We start from the raw sequence: 21,233 nt of genomic DNA, 5'->3' as shown, positions 1-21,233 counted from the left end.
CAGCCACCGCCGGTGGCCGACACCGCACGCCACCCGGGGTGAGCTGCGCGGAATCCTGCCGGCAGCCTCTCCCCGGCGGGCGCTCCCGCCGCCACCGCCGACGAAGGACCGATACAGATGTACGACGCGATCGTGATCGGCGCCCGCTGCGCGGGCTCGTCCACCGCGCTGCTGCTCGCCCGGCAGGGCCACCGGGTGCTGGTGGTGGACCGGGCATCCTTCCCCAGCGACGTCATCTCGACGCACTTCCTCTGGCCGCACGGGATGTCCTACCTCAACCGCTGGGGCCTGCTCGACGAGGTGCTGGCGGTGACCCCCGCGCACACCACCGTCGAGGTGGTCAACGACGGCATCCGGCTCACCGGGTCGGTGCCGCTCGAGCTGCTCCGGGAGTACTTCCGGGACCTGCACGGCGACGACTCGGGGGTGGTGCAGAGCTACGCCTCGGTGCGGCGTCGGGTGCTCGACCAGATCCTGATCGACGCGGCGGGCCGGGCCGGTGCCGAGGTGCGCACCGGCTTCACCGTCCGTGAGCTGATCGTCGAGGACGGCCAGGTCGTCGGCATCCGGGGGCGCGGCGCCGACGGGGAACCGGTCGAGGAGCGCGCCCGGATCGTCGTCGGTGCGGACGGCCGGAACTCGTTCGTCGCCCGCGCGCTCGACCTGCCCAAGTACGACGAGCGGCCCCGCTGCACGTTCGCCTACTGGAGCTACTGGTCCGGCTTCGACCTCGGCCCGGCCCAGTTGCACCGGCGCGGCCGGCTGGCCTGCGCGGTGGTGCCCACCAACTTCGACCAGAACATGGTGCTGGTCTGGGGGCCGAGCGAATGGTCCCGGGAGTTCCGCGCCGACGTGCCGGGCAACTACCAGAAGGCGCTGGACTTTGTCAGCCCCGAGCTGGGCGACGTCGTCCGGCTCAAGGGGATCCGGCAGGAACGCATCTACGGCACCCTGGACCAGTCGGCGTTCCTGCGGCCGTTGCACGGCCCCGGCTGGGTGCTCGTCGGGGACGCCGAGTCGGCCAAGGACCAGTGCACCGCGATCGGCATGACCCACGCCTTCCGCGACGCCGAGCTGGCCAGCACCGCACTCGACGGATGGCTGCGCGGGGCCGCGTCCATCGACGAGGCGATGACCGGGTACGAGAGCCGCCGCCGCAGCCAGAACGCCGCCGCCTACCACGACTACGTGTGCACGCTGGCCGAGATGCGCCCGTACCGGCACGACGAGTTGCAGCTCTTCGTGGCGCTGCGCGGCAACCAGCAGGAGACCGACCGGTTCATCGCCACCCACGCCGACGTCGCCCCGGTGTCGGAGTTCTTCCAGGCGTCCAACCTCTTCCTGCTCAACGACGCCGCCAAGGAGTCGTCCGCCGACCACGCGGTCTTCGCCGACTTCGCCGGGACGTCCCGCACTTACCAGCAGAACCTGTTCGCCTGACGCACCCGGGAGACCACACCGTGACCATCGAGCTGGACCAGCGTGAAGACGGCGAACTGATCGGCATCATCCTCGAAGCGGCCCGACGGGGGGACGTCGAGACCATGGCGCGTACCGCGTCGGAGGTCTCCGAGATGACCCGCAACTGGGCCACCCACATCCCGTGGGACGACCTCGCCGCCCTCGACGGGGCCGACGACGAGCTGGCCCGGCTCGTCGAGGACCTGACCGAGATGTGGGAGCCGGCCCACCTGCGCAACCCCGTCGACCCCGACGAGGAGTACGCGCTGGACAAGAACGCCTACGACTTCTACCGACCGGCCGGGCGCAACCTGCTGACCCGTACCGAGGACTTCTACGACTGGGTGCAGGCCCGCCGGCGTACCGAGACCTGGCAGTACTCCCGGGTGCTGGAGGCCGCGCCGGACAGCGTCGCCCAGATCACCAACGACCTGGGCCGACGGGCCCGGGGCATCAACTTCAACTCGCAGGACTACCTGTCGTTCAACACCCACCCGGGAATCCGGGAGGCGGCGGCGAAGGCGATGCACGACTACGGGCCGCACAGCGCCGGCTCGCCGATGGTGCTGGGCAACACCCGCATCTCCGACGACCTGGAGGTCGCCCTCGGCGAGCTGGTCGGGCTGGAGCACGTGACGCTCTTCCCGACCGGCTGGGCGGCCGGCTTCGGCGCGGTCGTCGGCCTGGTCCGGCAGTCCGACCACATCCTGATCGACCGGCTGGCCCACTCCTGCCTCCAGCAGGGCGCGCGGGCGGCCACCCGCAACGTGGTCCGCTACGAACACCTCAACGTCGGGGCGGTACGCCGGCACCTGGCCGAGATCCGGGCCACCGACACCCGCAACGGCATCCTCGTGGTCACCGACGGGCTCTTCTCGGTGGACGCCGACTGGCCGGACCTGGTCACCCTGCAACGCGTCTGCCGGGAGCACGACGCCACGCTGCTGGTCGACGTGGCACACGATCTCGGCTCGATGGGGCCGGGCGGCACCGGGGTGCTGGGGATGCAGGGCCTGCTCGGCGAGGTCGACATCGTGATGGGGGCGTTCTCCAAGACGTTCTGCTCCAACGGCGGCTTCGTCGCGTCCCGCTCCCCGGCCCTCAAGCAGTACGTCAAGATGTTCGGCGGCTCGCACTTCTTCTCCAACGCGCTGTCCCCGGTGCAGACGGCCGTGGTGCGGGAGGCCGCCCGGATCATCCGGTCACCCGAGGGCGACGCGCTGCGGGCGAGGCTCTTCACCGCCATCCACGCCCTCCGCGACGAGCTGACCGGCCGGGGCCTGACCTGCATGGGCGAGCCGTCGCCGATCGTGCCGCTGCTGATCGGCAACGAGAAGCTGGCCCGGACGGCCAACCGGCTGCTCTTCGACCGGGGGGTGCTGGCGTTCATGGTGGAGTTCCCGGTGACCCCGACCGGCTCGTCCCGGTTCCGGCTCCAGGTGCAGGCCGGGCACCGGCCCGAGGAGGCCCGCGAGGCGGCCCGGATCATCGAGGGCGCGCTCGCCGACTCCCGCGCCTACCTGTCCAGCGCGTTCGGCAGCGCACCCCGCTGACGGCTGCCCTGCCGGGCCGAACCCCGCCCGCCATGACGTAGCGTGTCGGATCGACAGCCGTGCGGAGGTGAACGGCGTGCCACCACGCAAACCCCGACGGGCGAAGGGCCAGCGCAGGCCGGCCGAGCCCCCGCCCCAGCAGCCACAGCCGCAACCGCCGGCCGCGCCACCGCAGTCGGCGGCTCCACCGCAACCGCCGTCGGACGAACAGTCGGAGACCGGAGCCGACCGGTCCACCCGGCGGAAGCTGCTGCTGGCGGCGGGTGGCACGGCGGCCAGCGCGGTGATCGGCGCGGTGATCGGCGCGGTCGCCAACCGGATCACCTCGTCGGAGCAGGCGGTACGCGACGACCGCGCGGTCGAGCAGGCCAAGCGGACGGAGGCCCAACGGAAGCCACCGATCGCCGCCAACGCCTACTACTACAACCGCAGCAACGAGGCGGTGGCCTGGATCCTGCCCGTGCCACTGACCGGCGACCAGCGGCAACAGCTCCTCACCAGGCAGTGGTCGCCCCACGAGGGTATGGAGGGCTTCCCGGACGTCGTTTACGGGGTGGTGACTTTCTCCGGTGACCGTCTCACCCGACTGCTCACCCGGATCCGGATCTCCGCGATCGGCCAGTGGACCGGCCCGGTGTTCGTCAGGCAGATCCGTGCCCGGGTGCTCAAGCGTTCCGCGCCGGTCTCCGGCACCTTCCTCTTCCAGGCCAGCCAGGGCGACGGAGAACCCTTGAAGATCGGCTTCAACCTGGACGAGCCGGACAGCATCGCCCGTGTGATCAACCCGAAGAACAACACCCTCGGCCCGGCCTACGTAGACAGTCGCACGTTGACCCTGACCCCGGGTGAGCCGCTGACCATCGACGTCCAGGCGTACACCGACCGGTCGTACTGCGAATGGGTGGTCGAACTGGAACTCGATCTCCAGGGTGAGCGGCGCGTACAGGTGGTCGACGACCACGGTCGGCCGTTCCGCAGCAGTGGCCTGGCCTCCCGCTACCAGGACCGGTACTACGTGCACCTCACCCGAGGCTGGACGGCGGACGGTGCCGGCCCGCCGGTCTGGAAGACATGAACACCGGCCGGCGGCAGACCGCCCTGCTCGTCGTCGTCCTGGTCCTGCCCGCGCTGCTGGCCTTCGGGGTGGTCCGGGTGCTCGGCACGCGGGACGGCGGGAAGCGGCAGGCGGATCCGCCCCCGCCGACGAACCTGTCCAGCCCGTCGAACCCGGTCGGCCCGTCCGGCGGGGTGGACTCGTCCGGCGTGCCGGCCTCCGACTCCGGGCCGGCTGTCGACGTGGCGGCCCGGATCACCGGCACCGTGGACGGTACCGAGCTGACCTTCCAGGTCACCCGGGACCTGGCCGAGGCGGGTCCGCCGCCGCAGGTCGACGACTGCCGCCGGTTCGCCGAGTGGGCGCAGCGCAACGGGGGCATCCCGGTGGGCTTCGAGCCGGTCCACACCCTGTCGGTGCACGCCCGGCGCAACCTCGACGTGAACGGGGTGTCGGCGAGGGTGGTCCCGGTCGGCGAGGTACAGCTCAGCGAGCAGGACGGCCCCTTCGTGGAGTTGGCCTGCCGCGACGGCACCCCGGCCCCCACCACCACCCGAAGCAGCCGGGCCGGGGAGGAGGACGGGGAGTCCGTCGACCGGCCGCACGTCCTCACCGCCGGCCAGACGGTCGAGTTGCCCCTCCTGCTGGAAGCCTCGTACGACACCGACGAAGTGTTCCCGCACGGCGTGGTCGACTACCAGCTCAAGGTGCATATCGGCATCGACGGAGTGTCGGAGGAACACCTGCTGCGCAACGCAACCGCCCCCTTCCGGTGCTGTGGACGCCTCACCTACATGGGCTTCCAGGCGGCCCGGTACGAATGGCGGCTGTCACCCGCCCGCTCGCTGCGGTACTGCGCCGAACTGCGGTACACCACGGAGCCGCCCCCGGAGAGGTGCGAGATCAGGCAACGCTAGGTCTCGAACGCGGTCCGGGCCGGAGACCCACGATCGGGTCGATGCCACGGCCGGGCACTGCCTCCCGGCGTCCGGCCGGGAGGCAGTACGGCGTCGCCCGTCCGGGTCAGGAGAACTTGACCGAGCCCGCCCGGTTGTTCCAGCCGTCGCCGATGTTGGCGAGGTTCGACGACTGGTCGATCCACGTCGAGGCGGCCCCCCCGAAGTTCACCTTGTTGAAGAATTTGACGTCGCACTGGTTGTAGGTGTGCACCGAGCTGACCCGGTTACCCCAGCCGATGCTGTTCAGGTCGTCCCACTGCCATTCACTGTCGTAACCGGGGGTGCAGTCGCGGGACTGGGTCCAGGTGAACGTGCCGGCCCCGGTGTTGTATCCGGTGCTGTCGTAGAAAATGGCAATCGTCTGTGCTGCCGCCGAGATTCCACTGAGGCGGCGGGCCTGCTGCTGGTCACTGGCACAGGTGATCCGGCCGGTGTCCAGATTGGCGATGCAGTGCCGGTGCGAATCCTGGTCGGCGGCAGCGGCCACGGCGGGGGTCGCCGTGCCGACCACGGCCGTGCTCACCAGCAGGGCGAGAGCGCTGATCGACTTTTTCATCAATGCCTCCGGGGGAACAGTGACAGGACTGTCAGCGGACGAATCACTTTCGTCGATGAGCTTGCCACGGGAATCACCACCGGGCATCCCGGGCGGGCAATGAGTCGGATCAGGTCGAGGAAACCATCAAGGTGGGGGATCACGGTCCGGCACCGTGCGTAGCGCCCGCCACCGGCGACCGGAGTGCGGACCGCCGAAAAGGCCGGTGTACGGGCAAAAGGCCAGCGTGCGGGCGAAAATGCCGACGTGCGGGCGAAGGGTCGTTGTGCGGAACGCCGGAAAGGTCGACATTCAGATAGAAGAACGATATGCGGAACGCCGGAAAGGTCAACGTCCGGACGAAAGGCCATTATGCGGAAAGCCAGAAAAGCCGGCATTCGGGGGAAAGGCCGTTGTGCGGAACGAAAAGGTCGTCGTCGGCGTGTGCGCCGCCGGTCAGCGGGCGGTGCAGCCCGCGCAGATACCGAAGATCTCGAAGGTGTGCCCGACCTCGGTGAAGCCGTGTTCGGCGGCGACCTGGTCGGCCCACCGCTCGACCGCCGGCCCGGCCACCTCGACGGTGCTGCCGCACTGCCGGCAGACCAGGTGGTGGTGGTGCCGGCTCTCGCTGCACCGGCGGAACAACTGCTCGCCGCCGGGCAGCCGGGTGGAGTCGATCTCCTGGGTGTCGACGAGCAGTTGCAGGGTGCGGTAGACCGTGGTCAGCCCGACCCGGGCCTTGCGGGCCACCAGCATCTGGTGCAACTGCTGCGCGGTGTGAAAGCCGTCGACCTCCCGCAGCAACGCCAGCACCTCGCCACGCTGGCGGGTGTTCCGGGTCACGTTCGGCATCGCCTGGGTCACCGTACCGCCGTCTCCGCTCGTCGCCCCGGCACCCGGCCGGCGGCCGTCGCTGCTCAGCGCCTCCGCCCGTCCGCGCGGAGGTCGTCACCATTATGCGGTGTGCAGGCAGGGAGCCTCTGCCCCCCGAATCGGCACGGTATCGCGGGCACCCGACCGGAATCAGGACATGTAATATCCTGGTTATGCGGATGAGTGAACGGGTCGAGTGGGGGCTGCACTGCTGCCTCACCCTCGCCTGGATCGGCGACCACCCCATGCCCGCCGCCCGCCTCGCCGAATGGTTCGCGCTACCCCCGGCATACCTGACCAAGTGCCTCCAGGCCCTCACCCGGGCCGGCATCCTCCGGTCGGTGCCCGGCGCACGCGGCGGGTTCCGGCTCGCCCGGCCCCCGGCCGAGGTGACCGTGCTGGCCGTGACGGTGGCGATCGACGGTGCCGACAACCCGTTCCGCTGCACCGAGATCCGCCAACGCGGCGCGGGGGTGGACCCCGCCGCGCCGGAGTTCCGCGTCCCGTGCGCCATCAGCACCGTGATGCACCGCGCCGACCTGGCCTGGCGACGTGAGCTGGCCGGTCACACCCTGGCCGACCTGCTCGCCGCAGCCCCCGCGGAGGCGGCCGAACGCACCCGCCGCCGCTACGCCGCGCTACCACCCCGCTGACCTCATGTCGCACCTGCGCGCCCACGCCGGCCCGGGGTCGGCCACCACCACCCCGCCCCGCCGGGGCCTACGGTTCACGCTGATCCTCGCCACCGGCACCTTCGCCGTCGGCACCGACGCCTTCGTGGTCGCCGGGCTGCTGCCCGACCTGGCCGCCGAGCTGCGGGTGTCCACCGCCGCCGCCGGCCAGTCGGTGACCGTGTTCGCCATCTCGTACGCGATCCTCGCCCCGCTGCTGTCCACCGTCACCGCCCGGCTGCCCCGCCGGACCCTGCTCGTCGCCGCGCTGCTGGTGCTCGCCGCCGGGAACCTGCTCTCGGCGCTGGCCGACACGCTGGCGGTGCTGGTCGCCGGCCGGATCGTCGCCGCCGCCGGTGCCGCCGCGTACACCCCCAACGCGGGGGCCGCCGCCGCGTCCCTGGTGTCGCCGACGCTGCGGGGCCGGGCGCTGGCCGTGGTGATCGGCGGGCTCACCGTCGCCACCGCCCTCGGCGTCCCGCTCGGCGGGCTGACCGCCCACTGGCTCGGCTGGCGGGCCGCGCTCGTCGCGGTGGCCCTGCTGGCGTCCGCCGTCGCGGTGGCCGTCCGGCTGGCCATGCCCGCGCTGCCGGGTGGCCCGACGGTGCCGCTACGCGCCCGGGTGGCCGCGCTGCGCCACCCGGCCGTGCTCACCGTGCTGCCCCTCACCGTGATCGGCATGGCCGCCAGTTACACCGTGTACGCCTTCGCGGCGCCGGCCCTCGGCGCGCTCGGCGTCGACGCGTACCAGGTCAGCCTGATGCTGCTGCTCTACGGCCTGGGGGCGGTCGCCGGCAACGTGACCTCCGGCTACGCCACCGACCGGTGGGGCGCGGTGCCGGTGCTGGCCGTCGGGTACGCCACGCTGGCCGTCGCGCTGGCCGGGCTCGGCGCGCTCAGCGGCACCGGTTCCGCGCCGACGGCCCTGGTCGGCCTGCTGGTGGCCGGCTGGGGTGCGGCGAGCTGGTGCCAGACCCCAGCCCAGCAGCACCGGCTGATCAGCGCCGCACCGCAGCAGGCCCCGCTGGTGGTGTCGCTGAACTCGTCCGCCATCTACCTGGGCATCGGCCTGGGCACCACGGCCGGCGGGGCGACGCTGGCCACCGGCGTGCCGGCCATGTACGCCCTCGGCGTGGCCGGGGCGCTGGTCGCGCTGCTGGTCCTCCACCTCGGCCGGCACCCCGGCTCCCGGAGACCGCCGACGACACCGTGAACCGCGCCCCGGCGGGACGGAGCCGTCAGCGGCGCAGGCCCATCCCGGCGTAGCCGTGGGAGACCCGTTCCTGCGGTTCCCCGTCGGGCCGCCAGTCGGCCACCCGGACCAGACCCGGCTCGACCAGGTCGTACCCGTCGAAGAAGCGCAGCACCTCGGCGTGCGGGCGGGGCAGCAGCGGGGCGCTGCTGCGCCGGTAGACCGCCTGGCCCTGCTCGGTCGGCAGCGGCGGCGCACCGTCGGTGGTGAGGTGGGAGACGACCAGCGGGCTGCCGGGGACGGTCGCCTCCCGCAGCCGGGCCACCGCGTCCCACGGCTGCTCGGCGTCGGTGACGAAGTGCAGCACCGCCACCAGCAGCACGGCGACCGGACGGTCGAAGTCGAGCACCGCCCGGACCTCGGGACGGACCAGCAGCTCGTCCGGCCGGCGCAGGTCGCCCCGGACCGCGGTGATCCGCCGGTCGACCGGCAACAACCGCCGGGCGTGCGCGACGGCGACCTCGTCGTAGTCGACGTAGACCACCGCCGAGTCGGGGGCGACCTGGCGGACGATCTCGTGCACGCTGCCCTGGGTGGGCAGCCCGGCACCGATGTCGAGGAACTGGCGTACCCCCAGCTCGGCGGCGTGCCGGACGGCCCGGCGCAGGAAGTGCCGGTTGGCCTGGGCGGCGATCCCGGTGTCCGGGAAGATCCGCAGGATCTGTTCGGCGGCGGCCCGGTCGGCGGCGAAGTTGTGGCACCCGCCGAGGTAGTAGTCGTACATCCGGGCCACGTTCGGCCTCTGCTCGGCGTCGGTCGGCGCGGTCACCGGCCCTCCCCTTCCGCTCATGGTCCACCGCCGCACGGCGGCACACCCCGATGTCTAGCACCCGGGGCGACGACATGTTGACCCGCCGTGTCGGCGAGCCGGCTGCGCACAGCCGCCACCGGCCGGTATGACGGTGACATCGCCTGTCGCCGAGGAGGCCCCGATGGACACTGCCCGGGAGACCGTGGAGGTGGACCCGGCCCTGTTCCGGGCCGTGTACGACTCACCCGCCTCGCTGCCGGGGCGGCACCGCTGGACCACCCCGGAACACGACGTACGCCGGCTGGAGAAGCTCCTCGGGATGCCGGCGCAGAGCATCGGCGCACCCCTGTGGGTCAGCGGTGACCAGCCGGACTGCCCCAAGTGCGGACGCCGGGCCACCTGGCTGGACATCGTCGCCTCGGCCCTCAAGGGTGTGCACGACCCGACGCTGATCGCCACGGTGATCCTCGGCGACCGCCGGTACGTCAACACCGAGGTCCCGGACGCGATCGCCGGGGTGCACTGCCTCGACTGCCACACCCCGGTCACCGGGCTGCGCAGCTTCAAGTGCCACAACTGGGCGTACGCCTTCGAGGAGCTGGCCGCCGTGCGGGAACGGATGCGCGGCGGCTCAGGCCCGACGGGCGGGCACAGCGGCGGCTCAGGCCCGACGGGCGGGCACAGCGGCGGCTCAGGCCCGACGGGCGGGCCGCCGGCCGGACGGTGACGGCGGCTCCGGCCCCGGGTCGGGCACCGGCGGCATCGGCCGGGTCACCGCGGCCCGACCGGTGACGGTCACCGGCTCCCCGGCGTGCCGCAGCTCGACGGTCGTCGTCGGGTCGGCGTCGGGCAGCTCGTAGCGGGCCTCGCCCCGGGTCAGGGTGACCCGCAGCCGTTGCCCGTGCCACCGCAGGTGGAAGGCGAGCCGGTCGATCGGGGCCGGCAGCCGGGGGTCGAACGCCAGCACACCGGTGTCGTCGCGCAGCCCGCCGAAGCCCTCCACCACGGCGGTCCACGCCCCGGCCAGCGCGGCCAGGTGCAGCCCGTCGCTGGTCTTGTCGCCGAGGTCCGCGAGGTCGTGCAGCGCCGCCTCGGCGAACAGGTCGTACGCCAGGTCGAGGTGGCCCAGCTCGGCGGCGAGCACCGCCTGCGAGCCGGCCGACAGCGACGAGTCGCGGACGGTGCGGGCCTGGTAGTAGGCGAAGTTGCGGGCCTTGACCTCGGCGGTGAACTCCCCCGGGCAGCGTTGCATGGCCAGCACCAGGTCGGCCTGCTTGACCACCTGCCGCCGGTACAGCTCCAGATAGGGATAGTGCAGCAGCAGCGGATAGTCGTCGTCGGTCATCGCCGCGAAGTCCCACTCGGGCTGGTCGGTGAAGCCCGCCGCCTGCTGGTGCACCCCGCGCTTGCGGTCGTAGGGCAGGTGCACGGCGTCGGCGGCGGCCCGCCAGCCGGCGATCTCGGCCGGGTCGACGCCGAGCGCGGCGGCCCGCTCCGGGTGCCCTTCGGCGGCGTCGGCGGCCCCCCGCAGGTTGCGCCGGACCATCAGGTTGGTGAAGACGTTGTCGTCGACCAGGGCGGCGTACTCGTCGGGGCCGGTGATCCCGGTGACGTGGAACGCGCCGTCGTCGGACCAGTGGCCGTAGCCGGCCCAGAGCCGGGCCGTCTCCACCAGCAGTTCCAGCCCGGTGTCGGCGAGGAACGCCTGGTCGCCGGTGACCGTGACGTAGCGCAGCACCGCGTCGGCGATGTCGGCGTTGACGTGCAGCGCGGCGGTGCCGGCGGGCCAGTAGCCGGAGCACTCCCGGCCGCCGATGGTCCGCCAGGGGAAGGTCGCGCCGGTCAGCCGCAGCTCGGCGGCGCGTTCCCGGGCCTCGGGCAGGTGGGCGTGCCGCCAGCGCAGCGCGCCCCGGGTCACTTCGGGCAGCAGGTACGTCAGCACCGGCAGCACGTAGCTCTCGGTGTCCCACAGCACGTGCCCGTCGTAGCCGTTGCCGGTGAGCCCCTTCGCCGCGATGGTCCGGTCCCCGTCGGGTCGACCGGCCTGGAGCAGGTGGAACACCGAGAACCGGACGGCCTGCTGAAGCTCGGCGTCGCCGTCGATCTCCACGTCGGCGGTGCGCCACCGTTCGTCGAGGACGGCCCGCTGGTCGGCCAGCAGCGCGTCGAACCCGTGCCGGCGGGCGGCGTCGGCCTCGGCGGTGACCAGATCGGCCAGCTCGTCGGGGGTGCCGTCGTCGACCGGCGCGCACCCGTACGCGGCGAACTTGGTCAGCCGCACCCGCTCCCCCGGGGCGAGCCGGCCCTCGACGGTCATCCGGAGCCGGTCCGGGGTGTGGTCGTCGCCGTCGGTGAAGCCCGCCGGAATCTCCGTCTCGTGGGTGACCGCGACGGCGACCCGTTGGGCGCTGCGGTCGGTGCGGTGCACCAGCACGCCCCGGTGACCGTCCGGGCGGTGCAGTTCGGCGGTGAGCGGGTCGTGGACGATCGAGGCGGCCCGGGGGTCGTCGCCGCGTTCGGGCACCCGCTCGTTGGCCAGCACGTCCGAGCAGACCCGGATCTCGACCGGCCGGTCGTCGAGCGGTTCGACCTGGTAGTGGACGGCGGCGACCGCCTGCCGGGGCAGCGAGACCAGCCGGGTGCTGCGGATCCGCACGCCGTGCCCGGCCGGCGAGATCCACTCGGTGTGCCGGCGTACCACCCCGGCGCGCAGGTCGAGGGTCCGTTCGTGGGTGCGGACGGTGCCGGTGCGCAGGTCCAGCGGTTCACCGGCCACCCAGAGCCGGATCAGGGCGGCGTTGGGCGCACTGATCACGGTGTCGCTCTCCTGCGGGAAGGCGTACCCGTCCTCGGGGTAGCTCTGTTCCCGCCGCTCGTGCAGACCGTTGAGGTAGCTGCCGGGCATGCCGTACGGCTGGCCCTCGTCGAGGGTGCCCCGCCAGCCGACCCAGCCGTTGGCGAGCGCGAAGACCGACTCGGTCTCGCCGAGTCGGTCCAGGTCGGTGGTGGAGCGCCGGAGCTGCCAGGTGTCGTCCATCTGCACGGCGGAGGAGTACCCGGCGGTGGTGGACCGCCAATCGCCGGGCCGCTGTGAAAAGGCTGTGACGAAGGCCCGGAGCGACCCCTCACCGTTGCACGATGTGAGCTGTTCAGGGGTTTTCTCCGCGATGACGGATCTGGAACCGGTATTAATCTTTGGTGAGGTGAGTCATGTCCTGGACCGGCACAACCGATATTCCCGATATCAGCGCGGAATGGTACCGCGATGTGATCGAGCTGGCCGACTCCGCCCCGACCCCGGTGCAGTGGTTCGCGGTGCACTTCACCGAGGGGGTGATCCTGCTGCTCGGCCTGCTGCTGGTGGCCGTCGCCGCACCCCGGCTGCTCCGCGCCGACCCGTGGGGGCGGGCCGTCGCCCTGGTCGCGCCGGCCACCGTCGTCCTGGCGTACGGGTGCAGCGAGGTGCTCAAGTCGCTGGTCGACCAGGACCGGCCCTGCCGGGCGGCGGTCACCGTCCTGGCCGGACCCTGCCCGGCCATCGGTGACTGGTCCTTCCCGAGCAACCACGCCACCATCGCCGGGGCGCTGGCCACCGCGATCGGGCTGCTCTCCCCCCGGTGGGGGCTGCTCGCCGCCCCGCTGGCCCTGCTCGCCGCGTTCTCCCGGGTCTTCGTGGGCGTGCACTACCCGCACGACGTGCTCGCCGGCCTGCTCCTCGGCCTGGCCGTCACCCTGCTGACCACCCTGCTGACCGCCCGCCCGCTCGCCGAGATGCTGCGCCGGCACTCCGCCACGGCCCGCCGGGAACCGCTCGCCACCGGCCCGCGCCCCCGCCCGTGAGCGCGCCTCCGGTCCCGTGACCACCATCCCTGGCCCGGTGAGCACGACCCTGGCTCGGTGAGCACGATCCCCGGCCCGGTGAGCACGACCCTGGCCCCGTGGGCACGACTCCGGCCGGGGGTCGCCGGCCGGTGGGCACGACCCGGCCCCTGGGGCCGCCAGGCGGTCAGGCGGGCAGGAGCAGGGCGGCGCAGGTGCCGGCGACCAGGAACGGGCCGAACGGCAGGTGGCTGGACCAGTCGACCCGACGGGTCGCCAACAGGGCCACGCTGACCAGCGCCGACAGCAGGAAGGTCAGCACCAGGCCGGTCACCAGCACGCCCCAGCCCTGCCAGCCGAGCAACGCCCCCACCCCCAGCGCCAACTTGGCGTCACCGAGGCCGAACCCCCGCCGGCCGAGCAGCAGCGTGGTGGCGGCGAAGGCCAGCCCGAGCGCCGTACCGGCTGTCACCGCGCGCAGCCACGGCCCGGCTCCCGCCCCGGCCAGCGCGGCCACCCCGAGCAACGCCCAGGTGCCGGCGGCGGCGGGCCAGGTGAGCCGGTCCGGCAGCCGGTGCACCGCCAGGTCCACCAGGACCAGCGGGACCGCGCAACAGAGCCACCAGGCCAGCGCCACCCGCTCGGCCACCGCCCCGTCGACCAGCACCAGCACCGCCACGGCCACCAGCGACAGCGCCTCGACCGCGAACGGTGCCGCGCCGATCCGCCCCCGGCAGCGCGGGCAACGCGCCGCCGGCCCGAGCGCCGGCAGTGGCCGGTCCAGCCCGACCGGAGCGCCGCAGCCCGCGCACCCGGTCCGGTCCGCCACCCCCGGCGGTACGGCGTACCGGGCGACCGCCGCCCGGAGCACCGGGACGACCGCCAGCGTCGCCGCCAGCCGCCGGACGGGGAACACGGAGGGTGACTTCCCGCCCGGGTCCGGATAACGGTCCGATATCGGGGAGGTGTCCGGAGTGGATACCGGGTCGACCCTTACCTCCCCGGGCACCGCGGGGGCCGGGGCGGCGGCAGCCGGGGAACGTATCGGGCGACTCCGATCCACCCGTCCCATATCCCCGGGTGACGCGGGCGGTTCGCCGGTCGGGCCGATCTGATCGGAGGGCACCCGCCCACGATCGGCCGAGACCGCCGACGCCGGTCGACCACCATGGACATCGCCCACCTTCGGTCACTCCTGCCCATCACTGAGAGTGTGCGGTTGAATTGCCTCTGTTGTATCGGCGCACGTCAGCCTATGCTCGCCCCTTGGGTGGGACGCAACCCCGAGAATCGCGTCACCGGCCGCACCGGACGACACACTCCACATGTCACACATGATCCACACTGGTAAATGCGGCAGCACCCGGCGATGTCCGACCGACATCGTCCCGGCGTACCGCCGCACACCCGGAGGCCGACCACATCGCCGCCGCCGGGTGTACCGAGGAGGGGCACGGCAATGCGTACAGGGCGCTCCCGCCGCTGGACCACCTGCCTGGTCGTCGCCGCGCTGACCGGCTCCGTCGCCGGTTGCGGCGACCCACCCGGGACGACCGCCGCACCCACTCCCCGCCCCGCCAGCGACACCCGCCAGCCCACCGAGGCCGAACGGGCCGCCGAGCGCGCCGCACTGGCGGCGTACGCCGGCTATCTGGAAGCCTCCCGCGAGGCGAGCCGGACCAGCGACCCCCGCCACCCGAAGCTGACCCGGTTCCTGGCCGACCCGCTGCTCACCCGGGTCCGGGTGGCCATCGACGACACCCGCCGGCACGGCGCGGTCCGTACCGGGACGCTCAGGTCCGACCCCTCCGTCACCACCGTCAGCCTGGACGGCGACCCGCCGACCGTGGAGATCCAGGACTGCCTGGACGCCACCGGCTACAAGCTGGTCTACGCCAAGGACAAGCGGGTGGTGCCCGGCTCCGGCGGCACCCGCCACCTGGCGACCGCCACCGCGACCCGCTACCCGGACGGCCGTTGGCTGATCAGCTCCGGGGCCGCCCACGAGGACCAGCCATGCTGACCCGGGAAGGAACGCCCGTGCCGACCCCCGCTGCCCCCGCAGATCCCACCCGTCCCGCTCCCGCCGGCCCGGGCCGCACCGCTACCCCGACCCGCCCGGTGCCCACCAGGCACGGCCTGTCGCAGCCCGCTGGGCGCAGCCTGTCGCGGCGCATCCTGTCGCGGCCCGTCGGGCACGGCCTGTCGCGGCCCGTCGGCGGGCTGTCCGGCAAGACCGGCGGCCTGCCCCGCCGGGCGCTCGCCGGCCTGCTGCTCGCCGTGCTGGTCGCCGTGGTCGCGCCGCCGGCCCCGGGTCAGGCTGCCGGCCCGGGGGTGGAGTGCCCACCCGGCCAGAACGACTGCAGCGTCTGGGACGACGACCCGGGCACCCCCGGTGACCCGGGCGGTGGCGACGGTCCGGGCAGCCCGAACAGCCCCGGGGCCACCCCGAAGTGCCAGTGGAACGGCAAGCCGCTGCCCTGCTACAACCCGCTCCTCGGCTGGTTCGACAACGGCAGCGGCTGCTACTACAAGGTCGCCGAGCCGCAGCCCGAGGCCCCGGAGGGCCAGGTGTGGTACGTCCAGACCTGCAACGGCGGTGACCTGGGTGCCCAGTCGGTGGTGCCGCTGGACGGGCCGCCGCCCGGGTTCGGCACCCCGCCCGACCCGGAGGAGCTGGCCCGCCGGGCGCTCGCCTCGATCAGCCTGCTGCCGCCCCGGACGTCGGTGGCACCCCGGCGCAGCGTCGGGCCCGGCCTGGTCGGCCTGCCGGTCTGGATGTGGGCCAGCACCGGGCAGAACTACTTCGGCCCGCTGACCGCCTCCGCCAGCGACCGGGGACTGACCGTCACCATCACCGCCGAGGTCGAGCGGATCGTGTGGAACATGGGCAACGGCAGGAAGGTCACCTGCACCGGCCCCGGCACGCCGTACAAGGCGACCGGCCCCAAGGCGGGCAAGCCGTCGCCGACCTGCGGTTACGACGGCTACCCCAGGGCCGGCACCTACCGGGTCAGCGCCACCACCTTCTGGAACGTGCGCTGGGAGGGCGGTGGCCGCAGCGGCACCATCCCGCAGACCCGCACCAGCGGCGTCATCGACATCCAGATCAACGAACTCCAGGTAGTGACCCGATGAGCGTCCACCGCGCACCGTCCTGGCGGGTGGTGGTCGGCGGCCCGCCCGCCGGGCTGCTGGAGGCCGCCCCGCAGTCCCGAACGGAGATTTCCCAGTGAGCCTGGCCACCCGCAACGGCGTCCCGGTGGATGCCCCGGTCACCCCGCCCAAGGTGGTCCGGCAGCGCCGTACCCGGCCCGGCCTGCTCGGCCTCGCCGTGCTGCTGATCGCGCTGGGTGGCCTCGGCGCGGCCTTCGCGGTCACCTCGGTCCGGGCCACCGGCAGTTACCTGGCGATCGCCCGTCCGGTCGAGGTGGGCCGCATCCTGACCGCCGACGACCTGGTCAGCGTGCGGGTCTCCGGGGGCGCGGGGCTGTCCCCGGTGCCGGCGAAGAAGCGCGACGAGGTGGTCGGCAAGCGGGCCGCCGTGTCGCTGGTCCCCGGTTCGCTGCTCACCATGGCCCAGCTCACCGACGCCCCGCTGCTCGGCCAGGGGCAGCAGCAGATCGCGCTGGGCCTGGAGCCGAGCAAGGTGCCGGCCCGCAAGCTGCACCCCGGTGACAAGGTGCTGCTGGTCAGCACCCCGGACGAGGACGCCGACAACCAGTCCTCCACCACCCGGTTCACGGCCACCGTGATCGACGCGGTCACCCCGGAGAACGACGACGTGGTGGTCTACCTGGCGCTCGCCGTCCGGGACGTCCCGGCGGTGGTGGTGCTGGCCGCCCAGGACCGGATCGCCCTCGTGCTGACCGAGGCGGCCTGACCATGGCCATCATCGCGCTGGTCTCGGCGAAGGGGTCGCCCGGCGTCACCACCACGGCGCTGGCCTGCACCCTGAGCTGGCACCGGCGGCTGGTGCTCGCCGAGTGCGACCCGGCCGGCGGCTCGGTGCTCGCCGGCTACCTGGGCGGCGCGCTCGACGGACCACGCGGCATCGGTGAGCTGGCCGTCGGTGAGCTGCGCGACGGCAGCCTGGAGGCGACGTTCTGGTCCCAACTGGTCGACCTGGACGCGCCGAGGCGGGAGCGGCTGCTGCTGCCCGGCGTGGTGGACCCGGCGCAGGCCGGCAGCGTCGCCCCGCTGTGGCAGCGGTTCGCCGACTTCTTCCGCACCCTGGAGAAGGGCCGCCCCGGCTATGATGTGATCGTCGACTGTGGACGACTTCAGGTCTTCGGGCCGCCGTGGCCGCTGCTGCGCGCCGCCGACGTGGTGCTGCTGGTGACCCGCGCCCAGCTACCCGCCCTCTCCGGCACCCGGTCGATGATCCGGGCCATCGAACGGGACTTCACCGACCACCGGGTGCCCCCGGGCACGCTGCGACTGGTGGTGGTCGGCGACGGCCACGGCAACGGCGAGATCAGCAAGGCCCTGGGGATGCCGGTGATCGCCCGGATGCCGGAGGACCGGCGTACCGCGCAGGCGCTCAGCTTCGGCGGCACCGTCCGCGCCGGACGCCCGCTGCTGCGCGCGGCGTCGGCGCTGGAGACCCCGGTCCGGGAGCTGCTGGAGCAACGACGGGCCCGACTGGCCTGGCCCGCCCCGGCGCAGGGGGTGCCGGATGCGGTTTGAGCCGGTCTCCCACGACCCGCGCACCCCGGCACCGGGGGTCACCTCCACCGTGCCGCCGCTGCCACCGGTGAACGGCCGGCACCACACCCCCGTGCCGCCGCCGACCACCGGGGCCGTCGCCGCCCCACCCGCACCCGCGGCAGCCCCGCCCCGGCCGAAGGTCGACTTCGCGCTGGTCCGGGAACTGCGTCGGGAGCTGAGCGAACGGCTCACCCAGTGGCAGCGCGGCCGGGAGTTCGACGCCGACGCCGAAGAGGTCGAGCGGGCCCGGCTCGCCGTCGCCGTGGTCTCCGGCTACGCCGACGCGGTACGCCGGGCCGGCACCCCGCTCAGCGCCGACGAGGAACGGACCCTGCTCGACCAGGTGACCGCCGAGCTGGTCGGGCTGGGCCGGCTACAGACCCTGCTGGTCGACGACTCCATCGAGGAGGTGCACATCCTCGGCTGCGACCAGGTGCGCATCACCCGGCACGGCGGCGGCGTCGACTGGGGCGAGCCGATCGCCGACAGCGACGACGAGCTGGTGGAGATCCTCCAGGCGGCGGCCCGCCGGGCCGGGGCCACCGAGCGGTCGCTGTCCACCTCCAAGCCGACGCTGGACCTGCAACTGCCCGACGGCAGCCGGTTGGCGGCGGTGTTCCTGGTCAGCCACCGCCCGTACGCGGTGATCCGCAAGCACAACACGCTGGACGTCAGCCTCGACGACCTGGCCGGCAGCCGTCCCGACCTGGACGAGATGATCGACCCGCTGCTGCGCGACTTCCTCCGCGCGTCCATGCGGGCCGGGTTGAACATCATGGTCGCCGGGCTGGCCGGGGCCGGCAAGACCACGGTCATCCGGGCGCTGATGGACGAGATCCCGCCCGACGAACCGTACGTGCTGCTGGAGGAGAGCCGGGAGCTGCTGCCGGCCCGCCGCGGCGACAAGCACCGGGCGGTGATGAGCTTCGAGTCCCGGGAGGGGCACGGCGAACGTGGTCTGGACGGTCGCCCGGCCGGCGAGGTGAGCATCGCCGACCTGATCCCGGTCTCGCTACGGATGGGCGTGCTGCGGATCATCGTGGGCGAGGTCCGGTCCCGGGAGATCGTGCCGATGCTCCAGGCGATGACCACCAGCCGTGGGTCGATGTGCACCATCCACGCCCGTACCCCGGCCGGGGTCAGCGAGCGGATCATCGAGCTGGCGCTGGCCCACGGCCGGGAGATGACCGTCGACCAGGCCCGCCGGATGGCCGGCAACGCCCTCGACCTGATCGTCTACGTCACCGTCGAGGACGAGACCGCGATCGGCGGGCGCAAGCACCGGTTCGTCTCCCACGTGGAGGAGGTGATCGGCGTCGGGGACGCCAACCGGATCACCACCACCACCGTCTTCGGCCCCGGCCCGGACGGTCGGGCCATCCCCCGCCACCTGCCGGAACGTGTCCGGGGTCAACTGCTGCGGGTCGGCTACGACGCCCGGCTGCTGTCCCGCTTCATCGAGGCCGGGGCGGGCGCGTGGCGTCGCCCCCGGCACAGCCGCCTCGCCCCGGTGGTGCGCCGATGAGCACCATCGAACTGCTCGCGGTGGTCTCCGGGGCGGCCTGCGTCGGCGGGATGGTGCTCGCCGTGGTGGCGCTGTTCGGCACCACCGAGCCCACCCGACCGACCCGGACCTCGACCACCGGGCTGCGCCGGCTCTGGCTCGGTCCGGGGACCAACCGCCGGGACCAGCGCGCCCACCAGATGACGTTGGGCGCGGCGGCGGTGGCGGGGGCGCTGGCGTTCCTGCTGACCGGGCTGCCGGTGGTGGGGCTGATCGTGGCGGTGGCCGTGCCGGGGGTGCCGTGGCTGTTCGCGGTGGGCCGGGCCGAGGAGCGGGCGATCGCCCGGATCGAGGCGGTCGGCGAGTGGACCCGCCGGCTCAAGGACGTCTCCAACACCGGGCAGGGCCTCCAACAGGCGATCATCACCACCATCGCCACCGTCCCGCACGAGGTCGAGGACGAGGTACGGCTGCTCGCCGCCCGCCTCCAGGCCGGCTGGACGGCCCGGTCCGCCCTGCTGGCGTTCGCCGACGAGATCGGCGATCCGGTCTGCGACCAGGTGGTCGCCGCGCTGATCCTGCACCTGACCGACCGGGGCGAGCGCCTCGGCGACGTGCTCGGTTCGATCGCCGCCGCCGCGTCCGCCGAGGTGGCCACCCGGCGCGAGGTGGAGGCCAAGCGCACCCAGCCCCGGTTCGCGGTCCGCTTCCTCACCGGGATGACCCTGGCGGTGCTGGCGTACGGGCTGGTCAACACCGAGTACATCCGGCCGTACGGGACGTTCTTCGGCCAGGTGCTGATGGCGATGCTCGGGACGGCGTTCGTCGCCCTGCTGGTCTGGGTGCGCTCGATGAGCCAGCCCCCGCCGCCGCCCCGGTTCCTGCCCAGACCCGACCCGGCGGAGCTGGTCGCATGACGCTCAACTGGCAGCTCACCATCGCGGTGCTCGGCGGGGCCGCCATCGGGCTCGGCCTGTTCCTGCTGGTGCGGGAGGTGCTGCCCGCCTCCCCGGCGCTCGGCCCCGCGCTGCGCCGCCTGCACCAGCCAGCGGGCGTCACCGTCGCCGCCGGGCGGGGGCCGGACTGGCTGGGTGGCTTCTCCCGCTGGCTGCGCCCGCCACACCGCCAGCTCGCCCTGCTCGACCAGACCCCCGAGCAGTACACCATGTCGATCCTGCTCTCCGCGCTGGTCGGGCTGGCCACCCCCACGGTGGCGGGGGCGCTGCTCTTCCTGGCCGGGGTGAGCATGCCGGTGGTCGTACCGGTGCTGGGCAGTCTGGGGTTGGCGCTGGTGTGCGCGCTGCTCGCGCACCGCGCGGTGCTGACCAAGGCGGACGCCGCCCGGGACGAGTTCCGCGCGGCGGTCTGCACCTACCTGGACCTGGTGGCGTTGCAGTTGTCGGCGGCGCACGGCCCGGTGCAGTCGCTGGAACGGGCCGCGGCGGTCTGCGACGGCTGGGTGTTCGCCCGCATCCGGGAGTCGCTGCGGATCGCCCAGATGCAGATGCACTCGCCCTGGGACGAGTTGCAGGAGCTGGCCGAGAAGATCGGCATCGCGGAGCTGGGTGACGTCGGAGCGATCATGCGGTCCTCGGGCAGCGAGGGCGCGCAGGTGCACGAGACGCTGCGCAGCCGCGCCGAGTCGCTCCGCGACCAGATCCGCACCGACAACCTGGCCCGCGCCGAGGGCATCACCAGCCGGCTGGACATCCCCGGCTCGCTGCTGGTCTTCGTGCTGCTGGCGTTCGTCCTCTATCCGTTCGTCGCCCGCCTCTGAGCGAACCCACCTCCCCAAGGAGTACTGCCATGCACCTCGTCACCTTCCTCTACGTCGCCACAGTGGCCCGCCTGGCCGAGCTACGCCGTGAGGCGGAACGGGGGGACAGCCCGGTCCCCACCGCCGTGATCATCGCCGGTCTGGTCGCCGCCGGGATCGCCGTCACCGCCCTGGTCAAGACCAAGGCCGAGGGATGGATCAACGACATCCCGAGCAAGTGACCCGCGTCCCCCTGGCCGGTACGCACCGGGACCTGACAGACCGGTCCCGGTGCGCACCCCTGCGCGCATCCGACGCCGGCCACGCCGCCCCGA

General features: G+C 73.3%; 21 protein-coding genes. 16 read left to right on the top strand and 5 right to left on the bottom strand.

What is annotated here, in order from left to right:
• Positions 1–111: 111 nt before the first annotated feature.
• The 4 genes from O7612_RS02285 (at position 112) to O7612_RS02270 (ending at position 4,985) form a co-directional block, all read left to right on the top strand.
• Complete coding sequence (locus O7612_RS02285) at positions 112–1,440, top strand: NAD(P)/FAD-dependent oxidoreductase (protein ID WP_282273765.1); 1,329 nt, start codon at positions 112–114, stop codon at positions 1,438–1,440.
• Positions 1,441–1,460: 20 nt separating this feature from the next.
• Positions 1,461–3,014 carry an aminotransferase class I/II-fold pyridoxal phosphate-dependent enzyme gene (locus O7612_RS02280; RefSeq protein ID WP_282270026.1) on the top strand — a complete coding sequence of 518 codons (1,554 nt, stop codon included), beginning with the start codon at positions 1,461–1,463 and terminating at the stop codon, positions 3,012–3,014.
• A gap of 76 nt (positions 3,015–3,090) precedes the next feature.
• Positions 3,091–4,089, top strand: coding sequence for a hypothetical protein (locus O7612_RS02275; protein ID WP_282270024.1), 999 nt, complete (start codon positions 3,091–3,093; stop codon positions 4,087–4,089).
• Positions 4,086–4,985: a hypothetical protein gene (locus tag O7612_RS02270; RefSeq protein WP_282270022.1), complete on the top strand. Its 900-nt coding sequence runs from the start codon at positions 4,086–4,088 to the stop codon at positions 4,983–4,985. The genes O7612_RS02275 and O7612_RS02270 overlap by 4 nt, the downstream gene beginning before the upstream one ends.
• 106 nt (positions 4,986–5,091) lie before the next feature.
• On the opposite strand, the gene O7612_RS02265 is transcribed toward O7612_RS02270, so the two are convergent.
• Together O7612_RS02265 and O7612_RS02260 are read right to left on the bottom strand one after the other, a co-directional pair.
• Positions 5,092–5,583 (bottom strand): hypothetical protein, encoded by a 492-nt coding sequence (locus O7612_RS02265; protein ID WP_282270020.1) that lies wholly within the window; start codon positions 5,581–5,583, stop codon positions 5,092–5,094.
• A gap of 435 nt (positions 5,584–6,018) precedes the next feature.
• Entirely contained in the window at positions 6,019–6,414 is a 396-nt protein-coding gene (locus tag O7612_RS02260; protein WP_282270017.1) for a transcriptional repressor, read from the bottom strand.
• Positions 6,415–6,614: 200 nt separating this feature from the next.
• Between O7612_RS02260 and O7612_RS02255 the strand changes: the two genes are divergently transcribed.
• Entirely contained in the window at positions 6,615–7,088 is a 474-nt protein-coding gene (locus tag O7612_RS02255; protein ID WP_282270015.1) for an Rrf2 family transcriptional regulator, read from the top strand.
• Positions 7,089–7,092: 4 nt separating this feature from the next.
• Entirely contained in the window at positions 7,093–8,319 is a 1,227-nt protein-coding gene (locus tag O7612_RS02250; RefSeq protein ID WP_282270013.1) for an MFS transporter, read from the top strand.
• Between the two features lie 25 nt (positions 8,320–8,344).
• Here O7612_RS02250 and O7612_RS02245 read toward each other — a convergent pair whose 3' ends face one another.
• The gene (locus O7612_RS02245; RefSeq protein WP_282270011.1) at positions 8,345–9,127 is read right to left on the bottom strand and encodes an SAM-dependent methyltransferase; all 783 of its coding nucleotides are present in this window, start codon (positions 9,125–9,127) and stop codon (positions 8,345–8,347) included.
• Between the two features lie 163 nt (positions 9,128–9,290).
• Between O7612_RS02245 and O7612_RS02240 the strand changes: the two genes are divergently transcribed.
• Positions 9,291–9,836, top strand: a complete 546-nt coding sequence (locus tag O7612_RS02240) for a hypothetical protein (protein ID WP_282270010.1) — start codon at positions 9,291–9,293, stop codon at positions 9,834–9,836.
• Here the strand turns inward: O7612_RS02240 and O7612_RS02235 are convergent.
• Positions 9,801–12,146, bottom strand: a complete 2,346-nt coding sequence (locus O7612_RS02235; protein WP_282273764.1) for a glycosyl hydrolase family 65 protein — start codon at positions 12,144–12,146, stop codon at positions 9,801–9,803. The two genes, O7612_RS02240 and O7612_RS02235, sit on opposite strands and share 36 nt — an antisense overlap.
• A 230-nt stretch (positions 12,147–12,376) precedes the next feature.
• On the opposite strand from O7612_RS02235, the gene O7612_RS02230 reads away from it, so the two are divergent.
• On the top strand, positions 12,377–12,949 hold the full coding sequence (locus tag O7612_RS02230; RefSeq protein WP_282270008.1) for a phosphatase PAP2 family protein: 573 nt from the start codon (positions 12,377–12,379) through the stop codon (positions 12,947–12,949).
• 166 nt (positions 12,950–13,115) lie between these two features.
• On the opposite strand, the gene O7612_RS02225 is transcribed toward O7612_RS02230, so the two are convergent.
• A complete protein-coding gene (locus O7612_RS02225) occupies positions 13,116–13,844 on the bottom strand; it encodes an A24 family peptidase (protein WP_282270006.1) in 729 nt (242 codons plus the stop codon).
• Positions 13,845–14,387: 543 nt separating this feature from the next.
• On the opposite strand from O7612_RS02225, the gene O7612_RS02220 reads away from it, so the two are divergent.
• The 8 genes from O7612_RS02220 to O7612_RS02185 all read left to right on the top strand — a co-directional run bounded on the left by O7612_RS02220 (position 14,388) and on the right by O7612_RS02185 (position 21,140).
• Positions 14,388–14,951, top strand: coding sequence for a hypothetical protein (locus tag O7612_RS02220; RefSeq protein ID WP_282270004.1), 564 nt, complete (start codon positions 14,388–14,390; stop codon positions 14,949–14,951).
• Between the two features lie 245 nt (positions 14,952–15,196).
• Positions 15,197–16,066, top strand: coding sequence for a hypothetical protein (locus tag O7612_RS02215; protein WP_282273763.1), 870 nt, complete (start codon positions 15,197–15,199; stop codon positions 16,064–16,066).
• Between the two features lie 94 nt (positions 16,067–16,160).
• Entirely contained in the window at positions 16,161–16,811 is a 651-nt protein-coding gene (locus tag O7612_RS02210; RefSeq protein ID WP_282270002.1) for an SAF domain-containing protein, read from the top strand.
• Positions 16,812–16,813: 2 nt separating this feature from the next.
• Positions 16,814–17,617 carry a ParA family protein gene (locus O7612_RS02205; protein ID WP_282270000.1) on the top strand — a complete coding sequence of 268 codons (804 nt, stop codon included), beginning with the start codon at positions 16,814–16,816 and terminating at the stop codon, positions 17,615–17,617.
• A complete protein-coding gene (locus O7612_RS02200; RefSeq protein ID WP_282269998.1) occupies positions 17,607–19,163 on the top strand; it encodes a CpaF/VirB11 family protein in 1,557 nt (518 codons plus the stop codon). Before O7612_RS02205 ends, O7612_RS02200 begins: the two co-directional genes overlap by 11 nt.
• Positions 19,160–20,059: a type II secretion system F family protein gene (locus tag O7612_RS02195; protein WP_282269996.1), complete on the top strand. Its 900-nt coding sequence runs from the start codon at positions 19,160–19,162 to the stop codon at positions 20,057–20,059. The genes O7612_RS02200 and O7612_RS02195 overlap by 4 nt, the downstream gene beginning before the upstream one ends.
• Positions 20,056–20,919 carry a type II secretion system F family protein gene (locus O7612_RS02190; RefSeq protein WP_282269994.1) on the top strand — a complete coding sequence of 288 codons (864 nt, stop codon included), beginning with the start codon at positions 20,056–20,058 and terminating at the stop codon, positions 20,917–20,919. Before O7612_RS02195 ends, O7612_RS02190 begins: the two co-directional genes overlap by 4 nt.
• 29 nt (positions 20,920–20,948) lie before the next feature.
• Positions 20,949–21,140: a hypothetical protein gene (locus tag O7612_RS02185; RefSeq protein ID WP_282269993.1), complete on the top strand. Its 192-nt coding sequence runs from the start codon at positions 20,949–20,951 to the stop codon at positions 21,138–21,140.
• Positions 21,141–21,233: the final 93 nt, after the last annotated feature.

This window comes from Micromonospora sp. WMMD987, from assembly GCF_029581435.1.
Lineage (GTDB): Bacteria > Actinomycetota > Actinomycetes > Mycobacteriales > Micromonosporaceae > Micromonospora > Micromonospora rifamycinica.
This window is presented reverse-complemented; position numbering and strand designations above follow the sequence as displayed.

Bases quoted from the DNA above. Each gene is read 5' to 3' on its own strand.
- O7612_RS02190 (WP_282269994.1), top strand. From the start codon at position 20,056: ATGACGCTCAACTGGCAGCTCACCATCGCGGTGCTCGGCGGGGCCGCC.
- O7612_RS02260 (WP_282270017.1), bottom strand. From the start codon at position 6,414: ATGCCGAACGTGACCCGGAACACCCGCCAGCGTGGCGAGGTGCTGGCG.
- O7612_RS02270 (WP_282270022.1), top strand. From the start codon at position 4,086: ATGAACACCGGCCGGCGGCAGACCGCCCTGCTCGTCGTCGTCCTGGTC.
- O7612_RS02195 (WP_282269996.1), top strand. From the start codon at position 19,160: ATGAGCACCATCGAACTGCTCGCGGTGGTCTCCGGGGCGGCCTGCGTC.
- O7612_RS02200 (WP_282269998.1), top strand. From the start codon at position 17,607: ATGCGGTTTGAGCCGGTCTCCCACGACCCGCGCACCCCGGCACCGGGG.
- O7612_RS02205 (WP_282270000.1), top strand. From the start codon at position 16,814: ATGGCCATCATCGCGCTGGTCTCGGCGAAGGGGTCGCCCGGCGTCACC.
- O7612_RS02185 (WP_282269993.1), top strand. From the start codon at position 20,949: ATGCACCTCGTCACCTTCCTCTACGTCGCCACAGTGGCCCGCCTGGCC.
- O7612_RS02265 (WP_282270020.1), bottom strand. From the start codon at position 5,583: ATGAAAAAGTCGATCAGCGCTCTCGCCCTGCTGGTGAGCACGGCCGTG.
- O7612_RS02240 (WP_282270010.1), top strand. From the start codon at position 9,291: ATGGACACTGCCCGGGAGACCGTGGAGGTGGACCCGGCCCTGTTCCGG.
- O7612_RS02250 (WP_282270013.1), top strand. From the start codon at position 7,093: ATGTCGCACCTGCGCGCCCACGCCGGCCCGGGGTCGGCCACCACCACC.
- O7612_RS02255 (WP_282270015.1), top strand. From the start codon at position 6,615: ATGAGTGAACGGGTCGAGTGGGGGCTGCACTGCTGCCTCACCCTCGCC.
- O7612_RS02220 (WP_282270004.1), top strand. From the start codon at position 14,388: ATGCGTACAGGGCGCTCCCGCCGCTGGACCACCTGCCTGGTCGTCGCC.
- O7612_RS02235 (WP_282273764.1), bottom strand. From the start codon at position 12,146: ATGGACGACACCTGGCAGCTCCGGCGCTCCACCACCGACCTGGACCGA.